Annotated in this window: 17 protein-coding genes and 1 tRNA gene; 1 reads left to right on the top strand and 17 read right to left on the bottom strand. The window is 61.0% G+C overall.

From position 1 onward, the window contains the following. The first annotated feature begins 30 nt into the window (after positions 1-30). Positions 31-120, top strand: a tRNA-Ser gene (locus tag JLC71_RS02140). Between the two features lie 70 nt (positions 121-190). Here JLC71_RS02140 and JLC71_RS02135 read toward each other — a convergent pair. The 17 genes from JLC71_RS02135 to JLC71_RS02055 all read right to left on the bottom strand — a co-directional run bounded on the left by JLC71_RS02135 (position 191) and on the right by JLC71_RS02055 (position 20,137). Beyond that, positions 191-1,321 (bottom strand): glycosyltransferase family 4 protein, encoded by a 1,131-nt coding sequence (locus JLC71_RS02135; RefSeq protein WP_200917042.1) that lies wholly within the window; start codon positions 1,319-1,321, stop codon positions 191-193. Beyond that, positions 1,318-2,544 (bottom strand): glycosyltransferase family 4 protein, encoded by a 1,227-nt coding sequence (locus JLC71_RS02130; RefSeq protein WP_200917041.1) that lies wholly within the window; start codon positions 2,542-2,544, stop codon positions 1,318-1,320. The genes JLC71_RS02135 and JLC71_RS02130 overlap by 4 nt, the downstream gene beginning before the upstream one ends. Positions 2,545-2,572: 28 nt before the next feature. Continuing rightward, positions 2,573-4,861: a hypothetical protein gene (locus JLC71_RS02125; RefSeq protein ID WP_200917040.1), complete on the bottom strand. Its 2,289-nt coding sequence runs from the start codon at positions 4,859-4,861 to the stop codon at positions 2,573-2,575. After that, positions 4,861-6,057 carry a glycosyltransferase gene (locus JLC71_RS02120; protein ID WP_200917039.1) on the bottom strand — a complete coding sequence of 399 codons (1,197 nt, stop codon included), beginning with the start codon at positions 6,055-6,057 and terminating at the stop codon, positions 4,861-4,863. The genes JLC71_RS02125 and JLC71_RS02120 overlap by 1 nt, the downstream gene beginning before the upstream one ends. Positions 6,058-6,064: 7 nt before the next feature. After that, complete coding sequence (locus tag JLC71_RS02115; protein ID WP_200917038.1) at positions 6,065-7,213, bottom strand: glycosyltransferase family 4 protein; 1,149 nt, start codon at positions 7,211-7,213, stop codon at positions 6,065-6,067. Beyond that, complete coding sequence (locus JLC71_RS02110) at positions 7,210-8,220, bottom strand: polysaccharide pyruvyl transferase family protein (RefSeq protein WP_200917037.1); 1,011 nt, start codon at positions 8,218-8,220, stop codon at positions 7,210-7,212. The genes JLC71_RS02115 and JLC71_RS02110 overlap by 4 nt, the downstream gene beginning before the upstream one ends. 58 nt (positions 8,221-8,278) lie before the next feature. Further along, positions 8,279-9,697, bottom strand: coding sequence for a lipopolysaccharide biosynthesis protein (locus JLC71_RS02105; protein ID WP_200917036.1), 1,419 nt, complete (start codon positions 9,695-9,697; stop codon positions 8,279-8,281). Positions 9,698-9,787: 90 nt separating this feature from the next. Beyond that, positions 9,788-10,510: an acyltransferase gene (locus JLC71_RS16605; protein WP_200917035.1), complete on the bottom strand. Its 723-nt coding sequence runs from the start codon at positions 10,508-10,510 to the stop codon at positions 9,788-9,790. Next, positions 10,503-11,966 carry a hypothetical protein gene (locus JLC71_RS02095; protein ID WP_200917034.1) on the bottom strand — a complete coding sequence of 488 codons (1,464 nt, stop codon included), beginning with the start codon at positions 11,964-11,966 and terminating at the stop codon, positions 10,503-10,505. The genes JLC71_RS16605 and JLC71_RS02095 overlap by 8 nt, the downstream gene beginning before the upstream one ends. Next, positions 11,959-12,645, bottom strand: a complete 687-nt coding sequence (gene epsI, locus JLC71_RS02090) for an exosortase-associated protein EpsI, B-type (protein WP_200917033.1) — start codon at positions 12,643-12,645, stop codon at positions 11,959-11,961. The genes JLC71_RS02095 and epsI overlap by 8 nt, the downstream gene beginning before the upstream one ends. Further along, positions 12,642-13,511, bottom strand: a complete 870-nt coding sequence (xrtB, locus tag JLC71_RS02085; RefSeq protein ID WP_200917032.1) for an exosortase B — start codon at positions 13,509-13,511, stop codon at positions 12,642-12,644. Before xrtB ends, epsI begins: the two co-directional genes overlap by 4 nt. Further along, a complete protein-coding gene (locus JLC71_RS02080) occupies positions 13,504-14,376 on the bottom strand; it encodes a CpsD/CapB family tyrosine-protein kinase (protein WP_200917031.1) in 873 nt (290 codons plus the stop codon). Before JLC71_RS02080 ends, xrtB begins: the two co-directional genes overlap by 8 nt. Before the next feature lie 17 nt (positions 14,377-14,393). Continuing rightward, complete coding sequence (epsF, locus tag JLC71_RS02075) at positions 14,394-15,734, bottom strand: chain length determinant protein EpsF (protein ID WP_200917030.1); 1,341 nt, start codon at positions 15,732-15,734, stop codon at positions 14,394-14,396. A gap of 15 nt (positions 15,735-15,749) precedes the next feature. Then, complete coding sequence (locus JLC71_RS02070) at positions 15,750-16,532, bottom strand: SLBB domain-containing protein (protein ID WP_200917029.1); 783 nt, start codon at positions 16,530-16,532, stop codon at positions 15,750-15,752. Then, entirely contained in the window at positions 16,529-17,410 is an 882-nt protein-coding gene (locus JLC71_RS02065; protein ID WP_200917028.1) for an EpsD family peptidyl-prolyl cis-trans isomerase, read from the bottom strand. Before JLC71_RS02065 ends, JLC71_RS02070 begins: the two co-directional genes overlap by 4 nt. A gap of 25 nt (positions 17,411-17,435) precedes the next feature. Further along, complete coding sequence (locus tag JLC71_RS02060) at positions 17,436-18,917, bottom strand: undecaprenyl-phosphate glucose phosphotransferase (RefSeq protein ID WP_236250948.1); 1,482 nt, start codon at positions 18,915-18,917, stop codon at positions 17,436-17,438. 53 nt (positions 18,918-18,970) lie between these two features. Next, positions 18,971-20,137, bottom strand: a complete 1,167-nt coding sequence (locus JLC71_RS02055) for a porin family protein (protein WP_200917027.1) — start codon at positions 20,135-20,137, stop codon at positions 18,971-18,973. Between the last annotated feature and the right edge of the window lie 112 nt (positions 20,138-20,249).

Below are 20,249 nucleotides of genomic sequence, written 5' to 3'. Positions count from 1 at the left end.
GGCGCGGGCTCTGGTAGAATTCGCAGCCTTGGAAGCGTGGCTGAGTGGTTTAAGGCAGCGGTCTTGAAAACCGTCGGGGATGTGAGTCCCCCCAGAGTTCGAATCTCTGCGCTTCCGCCACAACGTCAAAAAAGCCCCATGTGTATTTCACATGGGGCTTTTTTATTGCCGCCAAACAAGGCTGGATCGCTTACAAAGCGGCGTAAAGCGCATGGGTGTTCCGTGCCACGGCATGCCAGTCGTAATCGCGACGCACCCGTTCGGCCCAGTCGTCCCAGCGTGCGCCGATTTGGGCAAAGTGGGTGATTCGCTCGGCCAGTGCATCCACGTCGCCCAGCGGGAAATAGCTCTCCGCCGGCAGCTGCATTTCCAGATGCGGTTCGATGTCGCTGACAATGGACGGCGCGCCCAGGCTCAGCGCTTCGAGCAAGGAGATCGGCAGGCCTTCGAGTGAGGACGGCAGCACGAACATGCCGCAATGCGCATACAGGCTGGCGAGTTCGGCTGCGTTCTTGCGGCCAAGAAAAACGACGTTGTCGCCGGCCCGCGCCAGCACCGACGCCGAGTACGCATCCGCGTGATCGGCCGCGCCGGCAAAGGCGAGTTTCCAGCCTGGCGGCGGTCTGCGCAGAAAGGCATCGATCAGGTCATGGTGGCGCTTCTCCGGCACGAGGCGGCCGACGTGGAGCAGGTAGCGCGCCCCTGCCAGCCCCATCGCCGGCAGCAGGTCGGCGTCACCGCTGCCGGCGGGAAAAACGGTGACACCGTTCGGAATCAGCACCGCGTCCTTGCCAAAGGCGTGCGCAACCCACTGTTGCAGATGCCGGGAGATCACCACCACGCGATGCGCGCCGAGCACACCGAAACGCTCGGCGGTGCGCAGGAACAGCCGCGCGCCCTTGCCCCATTTCTGGCTCAAGTAGTTCTGGCTGTGATGCGTCATCACCACCTTCATGCCGAGCAGCCGGGCCAGCGGCGCGAAGAACGACGGGCCGATGGCCTGGAAATGGATCACCTCGTTGCGCTGCCATGCCGCCGCCAGCACGGCGAGCAAGGTGTGCACCAGCGCCTCGGACGATTTGCCGACCGGCGACCAGATCCGGCAGAAACGCACGCCTTGCCAGACATCGCCGGCAAAGTGGCGCATATACGGTTCGCGCACGTAGACGGTGACCCTGGCCCCCTGTTGCACCAGAAGCGGTGCCAGCGACTCAACATGACGCTCGACGCCGCCCTGCACATCGGGAAAGCCGCGCAAGCCGACGATGGCAACTTTGAGGCCAGCCGTGCCTTGCGCTTGTTCAGGGCTTTCAGCACTCATACCTTCACCCCCACATCGCGATAAACCTGCATCAGTCGGGAAACGTGCCGCTCGACAGTGAAATCCTGCTCCGCCCATGCCCTGGCCTTGCGACCTTGCTCGGCGACGTCGGCATCGCTCATGCGCACATAGTCGCGCAGCACACGCGCCAGATCGTCGCTATTGCCGCTTTCAAAGATGGCGCCGGTTTCACCCGGACGAATCAGCTCGGGGATGCCGCCAATACGGGCGCCGATGGCCGGTTTACCGCAGGCATAGGCTTCGATGATCGTCAGCGGCGCGTTTTCATAGCACTCCGATGCCAGCACGATGGCACGGCAAGTGCGAACCAGTTGCCACAGCGCCTCGCCTTTTTGAAAACCGCAAAATCTCACCTTGGCGCCGCTGCTTTCGGCCTGCTGTTGCAGCTCGGCCTCCAGCGGGCCGGTGCCGACCACCCACAATTCGACGCCGGCCTTGGCCACGGCATCGATCAGCGTCGGCAAACCCTTTTCCTGGCTCAGACGGCCAAAATAGAGGAAATGCTTGCCGGCTTCGTACTGCGGTTGCAGCGCATCGACATCGGCAAAATTGGGCACGTGACTCAAGGGCGCGCCATCCCAGCGCCATTCGCTGAATTTGTTCATCAGGAAATGACTGGGCGAGATCAGCCGGTCGATGTGCTTGCGATACAGCCCCAGAGCATCGTGAATGCTCGACTCCAGATAGATCAGCCCGCTCAGCGCCAGCGAGCCTTTCATGCAGCGTTTTTCCAGCAGCGCTTTGCGGCCGCGAGTATTGCAGTCTTCGCACACCTTGCCGTGTGAAAGCATGCTGTACGCCGGGCAGAGCAGCTTCAGATCATGCGCGGTCAGCACCACCGGCACGCCGCAATCGTGTGCGGCCTTGAGCACCGATGGCGACAGATGGTGGTAAACGTTATGCGCGTGCACCACATCCGGCTTCACCTGCTCGATCAGCTTGCGGATTTTCTTTGCCGACTCGAACGAGTAGATGATCTTGGCCGCGTGCCTGGCCTTGGTCAGGGGGCCATAGGCATGGCCCAGCTCGATCTCCTCGGCGAAATGCTCACCATAGTCGGTTGCCTCGTTGCGCGGGTGCTGCATGGCAAAGTCGGCGACCTGCCAACCCTGCTCACGCAGCAAACGCGACTGCTCCAGATAAACGACGTCGGCGCCGCCGCGGCGATAGTGGTAGTTATTGATGGCCAACAGCGTGGGCACTTTGCTCTCCAGTCATGTGTTCATTCTTTCATCGCGTCAGTTGCAACTGCACGTAGACGGTCGGATCCGAACCGGCCGCCGCGTCATCAAGTTCAAGCATCAGCAGGCCGTTCTGCAGCGTCACCGGCACGCTGCGCGCGGCGCTGCCGTCGAGGTTGAGCACCGTCGCGCTGGCGCTGGTCACCGCGCCGAGATCCAGCCCCAGTGCGACCTGCGACGGCGGCATCTTCAGCGGAAAGCTGCCAAGCCGGCGCAGCGTGGTCCGCCCGGCATCGTCAAAGCCCATATTGCTGTTGAGCGCGTCGCTGGCCAGCATCAGCAGGGCATTGCGGCTTTGCGACAAGGCTTGAGGGTCGAGCGATGACAGCGCCACCAGCATCGGGGTGTTTACCGTTAGTTGTTTGAACACGCCGGCCGGCTGCGCCTCGCCGGCTTGCGACAGCAACAGCGCCTGCGTGCGCGGCGTCATCACCGTCATGGTCCGGGCACGGGCATCGACGACGATCTGCCCCTCCTTGCTGCGGAAGTAGCCGTCGACGGGGCGTGATTCGTTCAGGGCGCTGACCGGTAACTGAGCGGCCATGCCCCCTTTCGGGGTCTCGGGTACCAGCCCGGTACGTCGGGCGAGGCCGGCCATGGCCAGGCTGAATGTCGATGGCGATTCAACGGTGACATTCAGCACCCCCGGCTGATCCAGTGGCGCCGGCGCCGATTCGATGCCGCGCAACAAGCCGATCTCGCCATAGCTATCGGTGATCCCCCAGTACTTGAACGTCGCCGCATCGGCCGCGCCCTGTCCCAGCACCAGCCGCACGCGCGGACTATCCGCCTGCAGATCGCCGCGCCGATACAGCAAGGCCATCAGGCGTTCGCCGACCACGGCGACCGGATCGTAGCCAACGGCATACGGCCGCAGCGCGGTGTGCCAACCACTGCTGCGACCGTAGCTCAGCTCCGCCGAGCTGTTGCCATGCTGGCAGAACGCATCCCAATCCTGCAGCGCGGCATAGGCCGGCATCACCAGACTGGCTTCGCGGCGCCACTCGCTCCAGAACGGCTGGCCGTACTCGGTCACGGTGAACGGCTTGCCGGCGATGCGGTTCTGCGCCAGCAACTGGTAATAACGCAAACGCCCATCGAAGGAGCTGGTGTTGGCCAGCACGCTGCCCGGACTCACGAACTGGCTCGGCTCCCCCTTGTAGGCGTGCATGTCGACCCAGTCGAACTGATTCCGGCTCTGCCAGCCTTGCATCGATGGATTGTTGTCGTACGAGGTGATCGGCCCCTGGTAGCCGAGTTCGCGCAGGCGCGCACTCATCCAGCTGGCGGTGTCACGCTCCAGCACGCTGAAATAGGCAAGTACGTCGGTCATGGCCGCGGTGCTGCTCACCGGGTCCGGCAGCACCAGGGTATCGTCGGCGATCGCGCCATATGGCTGGCCCCAGACCGCCTCGAACCGCGCCGGATCCGGGTAGCGTTGTGTCAGCCACGCCCGCAGTCCGGGCCGGATTGCCGCCGGGACCTTCCTCGCCACCATCGATAAAAAGTGCAAGCCGCCTTCGTTGACCTGAATCACCCCGGCCAAGGCATCGTCGGCCAGCGTGCTCTTCCCCGTATACGGATTCACCCGGCCATACAGCGTCTGCACCAGCGAGAGCCAGTGTTGCCGCGCCGCCGGATCGACATGCACGTCCACCTTCAGGTTGTACTTGCCGGCCCAGCGATCGGGTTGAACGTCGCCCTTGGCGCCGTTCCACGAGGTCATCCCATCGACAAACCAATAGATGCCCTCGTCTTTGAGCGCCTTCTGGAAGAAGAAGAACCGATCCAGCTGTTCCGGATCGTAGTCAAAATCGACCTTGCGGCCGTTCATCAGATTGGCGTCGGTGAAATGAAAACGCACCAGGTTGTAGCCGGCCATGCGGAATTGCCGCGCATAAGCCAATGCCGTAGCGTGATCGGGATAAGCGCCATAAGCCGGCGTGAAGCTCGCCGATGCGCAACTAAAGCGCACCCGGCCGGCGTTGTTGACGAAATGCCCGTCGCCATCGATACGGATCGGCCCGTCGATACGCTGCTCGGGAAAAAGGCCACTGAAATCCAGCGGGCTGCCGGGCTGGATCGCCAGCTCGGGCCGGGTCAGCGTCAGCCAGTCCTGCGGCGCCCCATATACGCCGTCGGCACCGGATGAAAGCCCGCTGGCGGTCGCCGCCGGCAAGAACGAGCCGGCCAGGCCGAAATCGGGCTGGCCCTTGCCGCAACCGAATAACTGCACCACCGCAAGCAGGCAGGCTGCCCTGAGGAACGAGCGTGTCATCATTGTGCTCCAGCGAGTCGAAGATAAGTCTCGGCTACCCCCTCGGCGAGACGAGCATAGCTTCGATGCTGCTCAATGTAGGCACGCCCTGCCGCTGCGCGCAATCGTGCAATGGCAGGTTGTTGTAATGCTACTGTAATTGACTTGACAAACCCGTCCGCCGAGCCATCGGTCAGCCAGCCACGCTCCGAGTCACCAAGCACCACCGCCTGATCGGGCGAATCGTTGGCGACGGACGGCATGCCGATCGACAGATATTCGGCAAGTTTGGTCGGCGAGGACACGTCGAACAGAAAACCGCGCGGCACATAGGACAGCGCCACATCGCAAGCGGCCACCAGCGACCACGCCTGCTCGCTCGGCAACCAACCGGTGATCTGCACCACGTCGCCAACACCCAGCTCGGCGGCGCGTTGCTCCAGAAACGCCCGCTCGGGCGGATGCGAGCCATCGCCGATCAGCAGCAGGCGCACGCCGGGAAGGGTTTGCTGCAATTGCGCAATCGCTTCAATCAGCACTTCGAGCCCGCGCAAACGGTCGAGTGCGCCGAGGTAGCACACCACCGGGCCATCGGGCCACGCCGGCCAGCGCTGCGGGGTGATCGCGGCAACGCGTTCCAGATCGACGCCCATCGGCACCGCCGACAGCCTGGCCGCCGCAATACCCTTGCCCGCCACGTAGTCGCTCATCGCAGCGCTTTGGGTGAAGACATGATCGGCCTGCGGCAAGATCAGCCGATACAGCAGTTGGTACTCCAGCCAGCCCTTGGCAAACAGCAGCGGGCGTTTCAGTGCCGAGACGCTTTCGCTGCGATCGCGTGCCCGGCGCATGCGGCTTTCGCTCATCAGGAACGACATCCAGTAGCAAAAGCGCTTACCGGTCAATTTGGCGACAATCAGCCCCAACAGGCCGGCCCAGACCATATCGCGCACCTGCAACAAGCGATAATCACGACGCATGCCTGCATTAAACAATGTCGCGGCAAAACCGAAATGCGCCAACAGCTTGCGTTGCCCCGCGCCGACCGCAACGATCTCGCCACCGCCCCATTCCAGGGGTACTGACGACGGCTGTGTCCGGGCATAGCCGACGATATCGTTGGTGATGCCCAGACGTGGTAAATAACGGGCAAACAGCGCCTGTACATCGGCACGATGGGTGGGCAGCGTTTCGGGGACAAACTGAATCATGCGCATAACATTCTCATGCCGGGACACGGCTGGATTGGCCGGGGTTCAGCGCGTCGTCAACCACGGCGAGAAACTGGGGTTCGATGTGGGACCAGAGGTATCGCTGACCCGAGCCGTGCGCGCGTAACGATACGGCCGGTAATTCAGCGCGTTGATCCTGAATCCGCTGCAGACATTCGGCGAATGCCGCCGCGTCGTAGTCGAAAATCCAGCCATTGGCGCCATCGTGGATGTAATCGGTATGCGTGCGGATCCGGCTTGCCATCACCGGCAAGCCGGCGACGAGGTATTCGAACAATTTGGTCGGCGGATTGAAGCGCCACCAGACCCGGTCCTCCCAAATGCAGATGCCCACGTCGGCCTCGGCGAGATAAGCCGGAATCGCGCTGCCCGGCACGCGCCCGACAATGTCGACGGCATCGGCAATCCCGAGCGTACTCGCGTAATCGCGGCAATAAACCAACTGATCCTCGCCCGCGCCGACAATGGTCAGTCGCACATCCAGGCCCTGCCGGCGCGCCAATGCCACGCCTTCGAGCATCACGTCACGGCCGCGCTCCTTGATGACGGTGCCGGTATAAACCAAACGCAAAGCCGGGCCGCTGTTGACCTTGGCCAGATAGCCAAACCGGTCTTCGACACCCATATAGATCAGTTCGGCACGCGCAGCGGGTACGCCATTGGCGATCAAATCCTCTCGATGCGCCTCGCCGATCGGCATCACCCGCGTCACCCGCTTGCCAGCCGCATAATTACCGCGCAACAGGCTGCGATAAACCAGCCGTTTGAGCGGATTACGGTAATCCGGATAAAAGAAATGCGTCGGATGCTCGTTCCAGTACAGCAAGGTCGGCACCGATTTGACCATATAGGCGCACAGGGCCAGTTGCGATCCGAGCAAAACCAGCAAATCGGCGCTATCGTTTTTCACCGTGCGGGCACAACGGCGCAAAAAACCAAATTGTTCTCGCACGCTGGTGCCCTTGGTGTGCAAGACCTGAATCGTCAGGGGAAGGTCGGCAAACTCACTCCGAAAGCATTCATGCCGCAACAACAGCGTCACCTGATAGCGCCTTGCCAACGCCTCAATCCGGTATTTGAAATCCAGAAAACCCGGTTGACCTTCGTAAAACCATGTGGCGATGACTATCCGGGCTTTCATGTGGCATCCGCCATTGCACGCAACTGTTGCGGAATATCGTTGAGCACACGAACAAACTTGGCATCCTCGGCGGAACGAGTCCAAGCCTGATGGAAGGTGGAAATTTTTCCATAATCGTTATCCATCACCATATGCCGCTTGCCCAGCAACAAGCACAGGATATGGGCATGCAAGCGATCGGTGACCACCAAGCGGCCACTGGACAATTGCCGTATACCCCGCTTGAGCCGTTGGGATGCCAATCGATTCGCCAGAATGACCATCAACGCCCGGCCCAGCGCATTCCGGTTCCAGCGCCGATTGAAACGACACAGAAAATTGGTCAGCTTAGCCTCGGCCCAATCAGGCACAAGCCAATCATCGCGTAGCCAAACCCCAGGCAGCATTGTCAGATCGAGATGCGCCACCGCCTTGGGACCCGCCGATTCGATATCGGTACGCGCCAATACAATACCGTCACGAAGTACCGACACGGGCTTGCGGGCACCGATAAAGAAAGCCATGTCCGGACTCAATTCAACCGGGCACCCAAAATGCGCGGTGGAAAAATCATACGATGCCTGATCGCGGACAAACAGAACAAAATCGCCATGCTCGGCAACGGCAGCCTGAGTGGCCACGATATTTTCGGCATGGTCAAAGCGCACGGTTTGCGGAAATTGAATGACCCGATGCCCCTTGAGATCATTCAGCACTCGCAGACGCAGCGCATGCGGCTCGGACCAACGATCGCCAAAATTGCCACCACCGTGAAAAAGCACCACTCCTTGCGGACCAAGCACATGCTTGATGCAGTCAGGATCATAGGCGCCATTCCAGCAAACATAGACGATATTCGCCCCCCTCCGCAGCAGGTACTCGATCTGCCCAAACCATATATACGAATCACCGGCATTGGCATGGTGCGGAAAATCGATCAATGCCACGCGCATGCCTGGCTTGATGTATGGATCCAGAACATCCACCAGTTTGGACTGCAAAGAGGAAATTAGCTCTATATGTTTCATTATCAATCACGCTTCAATGGAATTTTTTTACCCGTTCATTACTTGAACGCCACGCTCTTTACGCGCTGATCTGCTGCGATCGGATGCTGCGATACAGCAATGCACAAGAGGCCAGAAGAAGAGCCCCCCCCAAAAGCATTTGCAGCCCCCAGCTCAACCACGGCACCAAGCCGGTGGTCATCATGCGCACCAGCAACACGCCCAGCGCGATCAAGCCCGTTGACATGAGGGCGGGAACGAGCGCGGCGGGAAAACTACGGAGATGAATCTGGACATACCGAAACAAATACCCGCGACCCGTCAGGAAGAGGATGATAGACCGGCCTATTTGCGAGAACAAAATACCATTCATGCCGAATAGGCCACCAACCAGCAAGGCCGCCATCGAAAATCCGTTACGCAGGACAGAATAGAACAGACTGATTCTTGATGGTGCCGCAGCCATGAATACCGCCCAATTGAACTGGCTGAGCGGCGACAGAAAACCGACCACACAAAACAGCTGCAAAACCCAGACCGAATCTTGCCATTGCGCACCAAATATCAATGGCACGATCAGCGGGCAAAACAACAGTAAAGTCGTATAAAAAGGCATGACCAGCCAAGCCGACATCCGCATCGCCTGAAGATACATACCACGCAACTGCGCGATATCCCCTTGGGCCCGGGCAAATACCGGCCCCGCCACTTGGGAGGTCACCGCGCCAATCAGATCATTGCAGATCTGATAGATCCGCTTCCCAACTGAATAAATACCCAATTCGCGTTGCCCCATGGCACCACCGACTATCAAGTCATCCAGATTGGCGGCAAGCACATCCAGCATTCGAGCACCGGCAATATGCCCGCCATAAGAAATAATCGATTTGAAACCGGAAAAATCGATCTGCCAAGTAGGCCGCCAAGACGATGCACGCCAGATCAGCACGGCCATCAGCGTCAGCTCAACCAGATGCTTGATAACGATGCTCCACAAGCCGGCGCCGGCAAACGCGGCGGCAATACCGGTCATTGCACCGGCAACCGACGATATCAACGAACGAACGGCAATGGTCTTGAAATCGAGCGTCTTTCGCAATACTGCATCGTGCACCATGGTCAGCGTGGCCAGCGGCAAGCTCCAGCACAGCACCTTGATCACATTCGCCGAATCATGTCGCCCAAGAAAATCCAGCATCAGAGGTGCCGCAATAAAGGTGACGCACGCCAGTACCGCAGCAACTGTCAGCTGAAAGAAAAAAATCTGGTTTCTTGTTTTTTCGCTATCCTCGGCATATAGCAGATAGTCGGCCAGACCCAGTTCACTCAACGCCAGCAGGATAGCCAGAATTGCCGAGACCATGGCCACTGCGCCAATATCCGCAGGCGACAGCAAGCGTGTCAACACCATAAACACAAGCAGGCTTGACAGCCTCATACCCCAAGCACGGGCGGCCGCCCATTTCACGCCATGGATCATTCGATGCTTGTCATTCATTTGTTTCGATCCCGGTTCACAAACCGTACCGATGCGCCGTGTACTGGGCCAGCCCCGACAGAATCGACAATATTCACTTCCGGCGATCGTCTATGACTCATGTTGCACCGAAGGAAGATCGCAATCCTGCAAAAAATCTTCAAAGCCCTGATAAGGCGCACGATGAAGGCGACGATAAGTGTTGAATGAGGCACCAAGCTGGTCTTTAACAGGAACGCCATCCGCCAATTGGTCCCCATTCAGGAAAATTGGAAATTCTTCCCAGAAATCGGTGCGCACGGGGCGACGACCGTATACCTCAACGAGGCTGCGGGCATAATCTTTCGCTTCGGCGACATATTCGGACCGACGTTTATTCCGGTATTCGTTGATCGAGCAAATAACCCGAGCAGGCACGCCCGCCGCGACCGAATTAGCGGGAATGCTTCGAGTCACCACCGCGCCGGTGCCGATAATGCAGTTATCACCGATTTCAACCCCCTTGAGGAGGGTGACATTAAACCCGAAGAACACATTATTTCCGATACTCACGCGCCCCGATGACGCGTAGACCTCATCAAACAGGTTGCGCAAGACATACCAATCATAGCCATGGGTCAGCAGCAGGAAACCGCGCGTGATTTGCACATTATTGCCAATGCTAACCAGAGAAGGTCTGGTTAAATCAATCGTGACGCGACGTGGATCATGAACGACCACGCCATGACCAACCCTGACTCCTTTATGTCGCAGATATCCAATATAACGATCACTACTGGACTCCACCCAGAGCCGTTGAATTTTAAAAACAAGGCGCTTTATGAGTTTAAGCATTACCCGATTCCCGAACTTTTTTTCTCGCCGTGTACCCTAAAGCCAAAGCCACGAGCAATTGCGTTGCAGGTTCATCGATCAGCGTACGATTATAAATAAGGGTAAACAAACAAAGGAATAACACCGCGACGACCAGGCGCGATGAACTGGCACTCACAGCGGCATCCTTTGAGCGCCATATCCCGATGATAGCCACCAGAAAAATACCGACATAGCAAATAAAACCAACGACGCCATAATCCCACAGCAGCACGGCGACACCGGTAGAGCCGATATCGAGTGGTGCATATCGTTTAGCTGCGCTCCCTATCGAAATCGCGCCAGATACCGATGAGCCGATGCCGTTGCCGAGCAATCGGGCATACGGATCCAGCGAACGATCATTAACCCAAAGGGCAATGGATGCGCCGCGGCTGACCTCGCCGGTTTTTGGGTCGATCAGTTTCGAGTCGAAAAAGTAGTCCACCGAGTGCGCAGCATTTTCCGAAAAGCCCTTCTGCGGCACGTCGGCCCAATACAGTTTTTCGTAGGTTAAATCGACGACCGCGACAAATAACCCCAGCGCCAGCAGCACCGAAAGCAAGGTGAGCGGTTTGCGCACGAGACGTTTCCCCAGCAGCAGCAGCACGCCAACCGGTAGCCATACAAAGGCCGCCTTCACCTCGCCGAGCAGAATAACCATCATTGCGCAAACGCCGTAAAACAAGGCGTGGCGCAGCGACATCTTTTTATCCAGGTAAAGGCTGATCACCAGCAGAACGGCAACAACGGCGTAAAGCACCATCACGGCATTCAGCCCGCCAGCGTCCGGATTGCCGCCAAACGAACCGACAACGGCGTCCCAACCCATGACCGCCCGTGCAGCGGCGATGAAAAAATGCTGGTGCAATGCCAGCGGCACTTGGCACACCAGCACGACCAATAGAAAGCGCCAGATATTCGACCAGTCCCGATCGTCGAGCCTGGCCATCGGCAGATAAAAAGCAACCAGCCAGAACGGCAACTGATTTTTGAAACCGGCAATCAGCTGCGGCAATTGCGGACGATTGATCAGCACACCAAGCAAGGCGATGACGGCGAACGCGAAGAATGGGTAGGCCCAGACAGGCGTATCTGATTTGATCTGCGACGATGCGGCCAATAAGCGCGCAAGTAATTTGACCGCGAACAGCCCGGCCAGGCCGTAGGCCAGCCAGGATATTTTGGTAAAACCGCTGTAATAGCCAACCGTCCCCTGCAGCAGCAGCACCACGGCCATCAGCAACAGCACGGCATGGCGATCTGGCAGCTGCAGAAACACCCCGCCGATCAGCAGCGCGACCAGCAAGGCCGGGACCGTGTAGAAGCCGATGGCGATCGCCCCGCCCAGCAAGAGCGCCAGCAAGCCGACCAGCACGGCGGCACCGGACCAGAGCGCGACGCGCAGCGGATTCTCCGGCAGCCAGACCCTAAGCACCGACGCGCCCCGTAAGGATGGCCCGGGCGGATTGGGGTGTCGCGCGCAGCAGCTGGTTCAGGAAATCCTGCTGCGCCCGGTAGGCGGCGTCGGTGTCGGCATCGATCGACGACACCCGGAACAGCAGCCCGTCGGGCAGGTAGCCGCGCAGCCCGGACTTGAGTTGCGCGCGCTTGGCGGCCCAGCCGGTGAGCACCAGATCGTTGCCGACGGTCATCCAGTAGGTGATCGGTTCGATGCGCAAACCCTGACTGGCGACCAGCCGGCGTACCGGCAGCGTGCCGCCGGCGACGTCGACCTGAGTGAACTGCGGCGGGCCGAGCACAAAGCCTTGGCCGCCGTAGCAGCCTTCCGGCTGGTGCACGCGCAGGCTGTCGTTTTGCCGCTGGCCGTAGGCGATCAGCAGCATCATGCGCTCGCCGCTGCTATTGACGTAGGTGCGGCTGAGCACGTCGGTATAGATCTTGTCGACCGCGGCCTGAACGGTGGGATCGGGCGCCACCGGTGCGATGCTGGCGTCGATCTGCCAGTCGCCGAACTGCGCCGGCACCGCCTGCGCCAGCCATTGTTTCGGCAGCGAGCGCAGCGCCTGGGTCGGGCGCAGCTGCGCCGCGGCGACGGCGGCGGCGATCATCAGCGCGGCCATCAGCCACGCCAGCCAGAGTTGGCGCCGAATCATGCTCGTCCCTCCTTGAAAAGCCACAGTCTGCCGAGCACGCCGTCGGTGCCCAGAATCAGCAGCAAGGCGCTGCCGAACATCACCATGCCGGCCAGGCCGTGCATGAAACCCTGCCCGGCCGCATCGCCAAGGTAATAGGTGATCAGCACCAGGATGATCACGCGGATCAGATTCGCGGTGATCGCGAACGGGATCGCCAGCGCCAGCAGAACCAGATTGCGCCAGCGGCTGCGGTATTGCTGCAGATAGAGATAGAGGCAGGTCAGCGCGGCCAGCGAGAACAGCGAATGCAGGCCGGCGCAGGCGTCGGCGACCAGCAACTGATACTGCCCGACATAGAGGATGACACCGCTGCGCGTCACCGGCAGGCCGGCGCCGTAAAGCATCTGCTCGGCGATGCCGGAAATGAAATGCTTGAGCGGCCCGGTCAGCGCATCGACCAGCGCGCCGGGCAGCGGCGCGCTGAACATCAAAAAAAACAGCGGAAAGGCCAGCACCCGCAGGCAGCGCCAGCCACCGAGCGCCAGCGCCAGCCCGGCGAAGACAAAGAACTGCGAGAACACCGCCAGGAACTGGATGTCCTGCGACTTGCTGACCACGTACAACAGCAGGCCGGTGCCGAACAGCAGCAAGCCGCTCGACGGCCGCGGCGTGCTGGTCGGCACCGGGCCGTTCCAGACGATGCGGCCGAGCAGCCAGACGCAGATCAGCACGATAAACGGGCCATGGGCCTGATCCTCGGTCTGCCAGGTCCCCGCCAGCAGCTCGCGGTACAGGGGCACGTACAGCAGCAACACCCCCAGCAGGAGCGGTAAGGCCAGCGCCCAGTTCACCCGGGCCGGCAAGCGACGTAGCAGCTCAGTCATTGAGCACGACTCCGATCAGATGCACACCCGAGGACTGAAGCTTGGCCTTGGCGCCGAGCAAGGGTTTCAGCCGCGTATGGTTGCGCGTGGCCACCAGGATCGCGCCGCGCGCGCGCGTCGCTACCAGATGCATGTCCGACGGCTGGCTCAGTGCGGCACTGACGACGATCACTGCATCGTAATGTGCACTCGCCTGCTGCAGGATCTCGGCAAACAGCGGCTTGGACAGCAGCTCCTGCGGATTCGGCGCGATGGTGCCGCCCTGCAGCAGATGCAGGTTGTCCAGCCCCTCGACCGCGCGGACCACCTCGGGGACGCGCGCCCGCGCCGCCAGGCAATCGGCCAGCCCCTGACCCTGGGCGACATCGAACAAGGCATGCTGCGTCGGCTGACGCAGGTTGGCGTCGATCACCAGCACCTGCAGCGACGCCTGTGCCAGCGTCACCGCCAGATTGGCCGAGAACAGCTCGCCATGCTGGGTATCGTCGTCGGCCGGCACGATCGCGACCAGCTTGCGGTTGCCGTCGAGCCAGTGCAGCAAGAGCTGCGTGCGCGCGCTGCGTACCGCCTCGGCCTGCGGCGAATAGGGATCGTAGGCGCAGACCACCTGACGGTGAATGCGCCCGGCCTCGGCCAGCACCGGGAAATCGAACTGCTCCGACAGCGCGGTCTGGATATCCTGGCTGGTCAACAGGCCGAGCTTGAGCGCCGCCTCGCCAAAACGCAGTCCGTATTCGAGCTGGCATTCGGCGATGCGCGGCAGATCGAAGATGGCGATTTTCTGCTTCGCCAGCAGGATCTGTCCGATCAGGCCGCCCTGGATGCCCTTGTCGTTCGAAAGGGGTAAACGTACCGCTTGGTTCATAGTCTGCTCCGCCAGGATCACTGCAATTTCATTGCCGGGATGGCCGCGAGGATGTCCAGGCCCAGGGCGTCTTCGATATCGGCACGCGCACGGATCTTGCGATTGAGCAGCTCGACCGCCAGCGCGGTGACCACCGCCAGCAGGCCGCCCATCAGCAGCGCAAGCATCAGATTGAGCAGCACCCGTGGCTGCGACGCACTGGCCGGCTCGGTCGCGCTGCGCAGCACCACGATATTGGTCTGATTGGAACGGCTCTCCAGCATCGTCTGCGAGGTGCGCTGCAGCGCCTGCTCATAGGCACGCTGGGCGCTTTCGACGTCGCGCTGCAGGATCTCGGCGCGTGAGCGCTGCGATTTGAGTTCGAGCACCCTGGTCTTCTGCGCCGCCAGCGCCTGTTGCAGCGCCCCCTGCCGTGCGGCCGAGTTGCCGGCGACGCCGGACAAACCGGTGGCGTATTGCCCCAGCAGCTGGCCGAGCTGGGTGCGCGAGGCTTCAACCTCGGCCTGCGCCTGGCGGTAATGCGGGTGGTTCGGGCCGTTCTTTTCGGCCTGCTCCTTGAGCTTGGCCTCCTGCTGCGCCAGCTGGTTTTTCAGCTGCTGGATCAGCGGATTGTTCAGCACGTCCGGCGCCGCCGCGCCGCCGCGTGCGCGCGATTGCGCGTCATAGGTCTGCGATTGCGCGCCGACCAGCTGGCTGCCGATGTCGTTGAGCCGCTGCGTTTCGATATCGAGCCGCTCATCGGCGGCGACAAGGCCTTGCTGCTGCTGATAGTCGGACAGGCGCTGCTGGGTTTTCTCCAGATTGGCCTGCAGGCCCTTGAGCTGCCCCTGGAAAAACTGGTTGTTTTGCTGCGCTGCGGCGGTTTTGATCTCGACCGTGGTCTTGACGTAGGCCTGCACGAAGGCATTGGCCAGCGCCGCGGCGAATTTCGGGTCGGTCGCCGTATAGTCGATGCTGATCACATTGCTGTCGCGGCTCGGCTTGACCTCCAGGCTTTTCAGCAGCGTTTCGGCGAACCATTGCCGCACGTCGCCGTGCCCGCCGGTCGCGGCGAGGAACTGACTGCGCGCCTCGGGCAGATTGGCGAAACCGAGCACATCGACAACTTTCAGCGCGGTGTTCTGACTGGCGATGATGTCGATCTGCGTCGCCATGAAGCTCGGCGCCAGATAGCCGGCGACGGGCTGACCGGTCACCGGGTCGTTGGCCTTGATGTCGACGGCGATCACCGATGCGGCGGTGTACTGCTTGGGCAGCAGCAGGCTGATCACCAGCGCCGAGGCCACCACCACCAGCCATACCGCCAGCGCGATCCATTTGCGCGCGCGCAGGATATTCCAGAACTGTTCGAATTTCATGGGTGGTTTCTCATCTCAGAACAGGCTTTCCTGCACATAAATCACGTCGTTATCGAGCACCGGATCGGTCAGTTTCGGCGAGACCTCGGCGATGGCGCCGTCGAGCTGACGGCGGTGGATTTCAACGCTGCGGCGCGCGGCGCGCGGGTTGTAGCCGCCGGCGGTGGCGATCGCCTGCATCACCGTCATCCGTTCTTCGAGACGGAAGCTGCCCGGCCGGTTGACTTCGCCATAGACGTAAATCTGCTGCATCCGCGGTACGAAGATCACATCGCCGTTTTGCACCTTGAGCGCACGCTCGCCGGCGCGCTGCGCCGCCAGCAGCCGCGACAGCAGCAGCTCCTGGCGCTCGTCGCCACGAACCAGCAGCAGACGATCGCCGCCGCTGGCCGCGACACCGCCGGCGGTGGCGATCATCTCGATCAGGTCGGCGTCGTTCTCGAGCGCATAGCGACCGGGGCGGCTGACTTCGCCGAGCACCGAAACCCGCTGGCTGCGGTACTGGGCGATCAGCACATTGACCTGGGCGTTCTTGATGAAACCGCCCTCGCTCAACTTGCGCGCGATCAGCTGCTCGGCCTCGGTGAACGAACTGCCCCCGACGCGAATCTTGCCGATCAGCGGGAAGTTCAGTTCGCCGTTCTGGGTCAGCTGAATCTCGGTCTGCAGATCCGCGTGGTCGTAGACCGATACCTTGATCACGTCGCCCGGCCCGAGCCGGTACTCGTTACGTGTCTCGGCCAGCGCCGAGCCGGCGATGAACAGGGCGCACCACAGCAACACGGCCCGCAACATCATTTCAACCCCTTCAGACCCGATTTGACCGATTCGTCCGTGCCCTTGCCGGCTTGCTCGGCGGCGGCGAAGCGCTGCACGTACTCGATCTTGGCCGTGGTACGCAGGGCCTTCAGCTTGTTGTCGGTCAGCACGTCGGCCTGATTGGCGAGCAGATACTGCTTGATCGCCGCCTGTGCCTCGGCACCCTGCAGCGCAGCCGGGTTGCTTCCCTTCAATTGCAACAGCAGCACCTTGTCGCCATCGGCCACGGCGATGATGTCGCCGGCCTTCATCGCGCCAAACTTCGGCAGAAGCGGTATCGGCAGCTGCTCTGGTGCCTTTTGCACTTCGGTATGCTGGTAGGCGATCCCGTCCCGCTCGAGCAGTTCCATCGTATCGGCCGGGGTTTTGGACTGTTGCAGCGCGTGTTCAAGCTCGGGCTTCAGCGCTGTCGAGGCAATGCTCAACATCGAGAAGTCATAGAGCTTGCGCTCGGCAAACAGCTGCGGATGTGCCTGGTAAAACGCATCGACCTGCGCTTGGCTCGGCTCGGCCGGCTTGCCAATCTCGCGCTCCGCCGCCGCACGCGCCAGAATCTGCCGGCGCGCGGCCTCCAGCGCCTGAACGATGTCCGGATCACGGTCGAGCTTCAACTCGGTCGCCTTCTGGATCAGCAGCTCTTGATCAACCAGACCGTCGAGCACCTTCTGCTTGACGGCGGTGTCGGCGGAATTGGGCTGCTGTGCCAGCAGATAGTTGAGTTGATGCACGGTGATTTCGGCATCGCCAACGCGGGCCAGCACCTGACTCGGCGACTTTTTCTCGCCTTCGTCCTTGCACGCGGTCAGGGTCAGCGCCAGCGCGGCCAGCGCCAGTCCGTATCTGGATAGATTGCTCATCGATCGGTCTCTGTCGGTCAGTGATTCAGTAGGCGTTTTTATCGCCGCTCATCGAAAACGCCGTTTTGGCGACGATCTTGAGATCGAGCCAAATCGACCAGTTGCGCAGGTACTCGAGATCGAACTCGATCCGGCGCTGCATTTTTTCCAGCGTGTCGGTTTCACCGCGAAAGCCATTGACCTGGGCCCAGCCGGTGATGCCGGGCTTGACCTTGTGGCGCATCATGTAGCCCTTGATCAGCGACCGGTATTGCTCGTTGTGGGCGTTGGCGTGCGGACGCGGGCCCACCACGCTCATCCGGCCCTGCAGCACATTGATGAACTGCGGCAGTTCATCGAGCGAGGAGCGGCGCAGAAAACCGCCGATCGGCGTGAAGCGTTGATCCTGCTTGGTCGCCTGCACCACCTTGTCGCCGTCTTCCATGACGGTCATCGAGCGGAATTTGTACACGACGATGCTGTCGCCATCGGCGCCGTAACGGCGCTGCCTGAACAGCACCGGCCCCGGTGAAGTCAGCTTCACCGCGATCGCCACGGCGAGCATCACCGGCCAGATCAGCACCAGGATCAGCAGCGCCAGCACGATATCGGAGAAGCGCTTGAGCACGCCGCGCAGTCCCATGAACGGGCTTTCGCACACCGCCACGACCGGGATGCCGGCGATGTGGTCAAAGCGCGCCTGGATCAGATCAAACACAAACAGATCGGGGACGAAGTAAATCGACACGGTCGAATCGCTCAGCGCGTCGAGGATGGCCAGCACCCGCGGCTGCGAACTCATCGGCAGCGAGATATAGATATTGTGGATACCGTGCGATTGCACGTAGCGCGGCAGATCGTGCAAGGTGCCGAGCAGGCGCGAGGACTTCACCTCCGGCAGACGGCCCAGCTCCCGATCATCGAAGTAACCGAGCCAGTTGATCCGGTGCAGCGGATCGGTCTGCAACGCATCGGCCAGCGCGCAGCCAGGCCGGTTGGCGCCGACGATCACCGCCCGGCGCTGCGCCTGCATGGTGTCGCGCGGCAGGAAAAAAATCGGTCTGAACAGCGCATGCACCGCAATCAGCGCCGCAGGCGCGGCCACGAACCACGTCAGGATGAAGGGCGGATGGAAGTACGCGGCAAAACCGCTGACCCAGCCGAGCAAGGTCAGTGACACGCAGATGAACAACCATTGCACCGCAAAGCGCCCCATCCCGAGCCAGGGACGCTCATGGCCGGGAACGAACAGGAACAGGCCGTCGAGCACCTGTGCCGAGAGCAGGAAACCGAACGCCGCCAGCAGGCAGGTATAGCCGTCAAAGGCGATCTGGAAAGGCCAGCACAGCAGATACAACACCGCAACGACAACGACCGGGTCGACGAAGGACTTGAAAAAACTCACCAGCGGTGCGGCGTTGACGAACTCACTGAAACGGTTGTTCAGCAGCGACAGGCGCGGCGGCATTGCGACATCGTCAGACACCGCCAAACCGGCCTGCTGCAATTGCGGATCCAAATGGCTCATTTGCCCACCCCTCCCACTCCGTACTTCCTGTATCTGCACCACACCATTGCGGCTCAGTACTGCAGCTTGAGATCGATACCAAGCTGCGAGGCCTGATAGTCGTTGCCCGGCAGCTGCGAATGACGTGCCTGGTACTGCGCATACAAAGACACTTGCAGCGCCGCATCCGGCCGATAGCTCAGCCCCAGACGCCAGAAGTCGCTCTGATCGCTGTAGGCCAGCACCTGCCGCACTTGTTTATCCTCGCGCCGCCACGACAACTCGAGTCCGGTCCGGCTAGTCGCTTGCCAGTTGGCGCCGACGCGATAGTTCTCCAGCAAGTTGCGCCCGATGTTTTGCCCCGGCGCCTCGAACGAGCGCTGAAAATCGGCGTACAAACGCGTCTTTTCGCTCGCCTGCCACGCCAAGCCAAGGCCGCCGGTGGGGCTGCGCTGCCATTCGCTATCAAAGCGGTACTTCCAGCTGGTGACGCCATAATTGGCGCGCAGCGTCGTCTTGGCACTCAGCGGCCACACACCGCCCAACTTGGCCATCCACTGCCGATAACCACGCTCATCGGCCGGCAGCAGCCATAAATCCTGGAGATAGTCGACCCGCAGATAATCCAGCGACACCGACAACTCGCTGCCCAAGTCACTGCGATAACGCACGCCGCCACTGGCGTTCTCCTGGCGCAGATCCAGATAGTCGCGCCGGTCATGCTGCTGTTCGCTCAGCCCCAGCGAGGCAAGCAGCGCCCAGTTGGAGGTCAGCGCGTATGCGGCCGATAAATCACCGCGTTGCTGCCTCACCAAATCCTTCACGCCCAACATCACATCCTCGAACTCGGACAGCGAACGATCGTCGCCATAACTCAGGCGCCCGGATAAATCGCTACCCAATTGCCAATCCCAAGCGGCCAGCGCTTGCCAGCCGACGTAATCGAGCTGCTGATGTTGCAAATAACTCGGCCGGGAGACTTCTGCTTCCAGCACAAGCTGCTGCCGGGACAGCGGCCAGTTCATGCGAAAACCAATACGTGGATCAATGATCGTGTCCGACTTGCTACCGCCGTATTGCGAGGCCGGCACGGCATCGGCCAAACGAAACACGTTGCTGTCGAACACGGTGGAGACATCGGCGTAGGCGACAATAAAATCGCTGTCATCAACGGCGGCCCGGGCATAGCCCCCCAGCGCAAACACGCCGATCAGGATCAGAATGCTTGCCCGAACGTTCACGACGTCTTGTTGCCGGCGTCCGAACCTTGATACACGCAAAATCTCATCACTCCCCGACGTAAAAACCACGGCCAACACAGCTCTGAAGCTGCTCCGGCTTCTGGCCGGAAAA

This window comes from Jeongeupia sp. HS-3 (genome assembly GCF_015140455.1).
GTDB lineage: Bacteria > Pseudomonadota > Gammaproteobacteria > Burkholderiales > Chitinibacteraceae > Jeongeupia.
Note: the sequence above shows the minus strand (reverse complement) of the source record. Positions and strands in the feature narration are given on the sequence as shown.

Coding starts and splice junctions, on each gene's coding strand:
- JLC71_RS02105 (WP_200917036.1), bottom strand. CDS start 9,697: ATGAATGACAAGCATCGAATGATCCATGGCGTGAAATGGGCGGCCGCC.
- JLC71_RS02065 (WP_200917028.1), bottom strand. CDS start 17,410: ATGAGCAATCTATCCAGATACGGACTGGCGCTGGCCGCGCTGGCGCTG.
- JLC71_RS02115 (WP_200917038.1), bottom strand. CDS start 7,213: ATGAAAGCCCGGATAGTCATCGCCACATGGTTTTACGAAGGTCAACCG.
- JLC71_RS02060 (WP_236250948.1), bottom strand. CDS start 18,917: ATGAGCCATTTGGATCCGCAATTGCAGCAGGCCGGTTTGGCGGTGTCT.
- JLC71_RS02125 (WP_200917040.1), bottom strand. CDS start 4,861: ATGACACGCTCGTTCCTCAGGGCAGCCTGCCTGCTTGCGGTGGTGCAG.
- JLC71_RS02120 (WP_200917039.1), bottom strand. CDS start 6,057: ATGCGCATGATTCAGTTTGTCCCCGAAACGCTGCCCACCCATCGTGCC.
- JLC71_RS16605 (WP_200917035.1), bottom strand. CDS start 10,510: ATGCTTAAACTCATAAAGCGCCTTGTTTTTAAAATTCAACGGCTCTGG.
- epsI (WP_200917033.1), bottom strand. CDS start 12,645: ATGATTCGGCGCCAACTCTGGCTGGCGTGGCTGATGGCCGCGCTGATG.
- JLC71_RS02070 (WP_200917029.1), bottom strand. CDS start 16,532: ATGATGTTGCGGGCCGTGTTGCTGTGGTGCGCCCTGTTCATCGCCGGC.
- epsF (WP_200917030.1), bottom strand. CDS start 15,734: ATGAAATTCGAACAGTTCTGGAATATCCTGCGCGCGCGCAAATGGATC.
- JLC71_RS02080 (WP_200917031.1), bottom strand. CDS start 14,376: ATGAACCAAGCGGTACGTTTACCCCTTTCGAACGACAAGGGCATCCAG.
- JLC71_RS02110 (WP_200917037.1), bottom strand. CDS start 8,220: ATGAAACATATAGAGCTAATTTCCTCTTTGCAGTCCAAACTGGTGGAT.
- JLC71_RS02135 (WP_200917042.1), bottom strand. CDS start 1,321: ATGAGTGCTGAAAGCCCTGAACAAGCGCAAGGCACGGCTGGCCTCAAA.
- xrtB (WP_200917032.1), bottom strand. CDS start 13,511: ATGACTGAGCTGCTACGTCGCTTGCCGGCCCGGGTGAACTGGGCGCTG.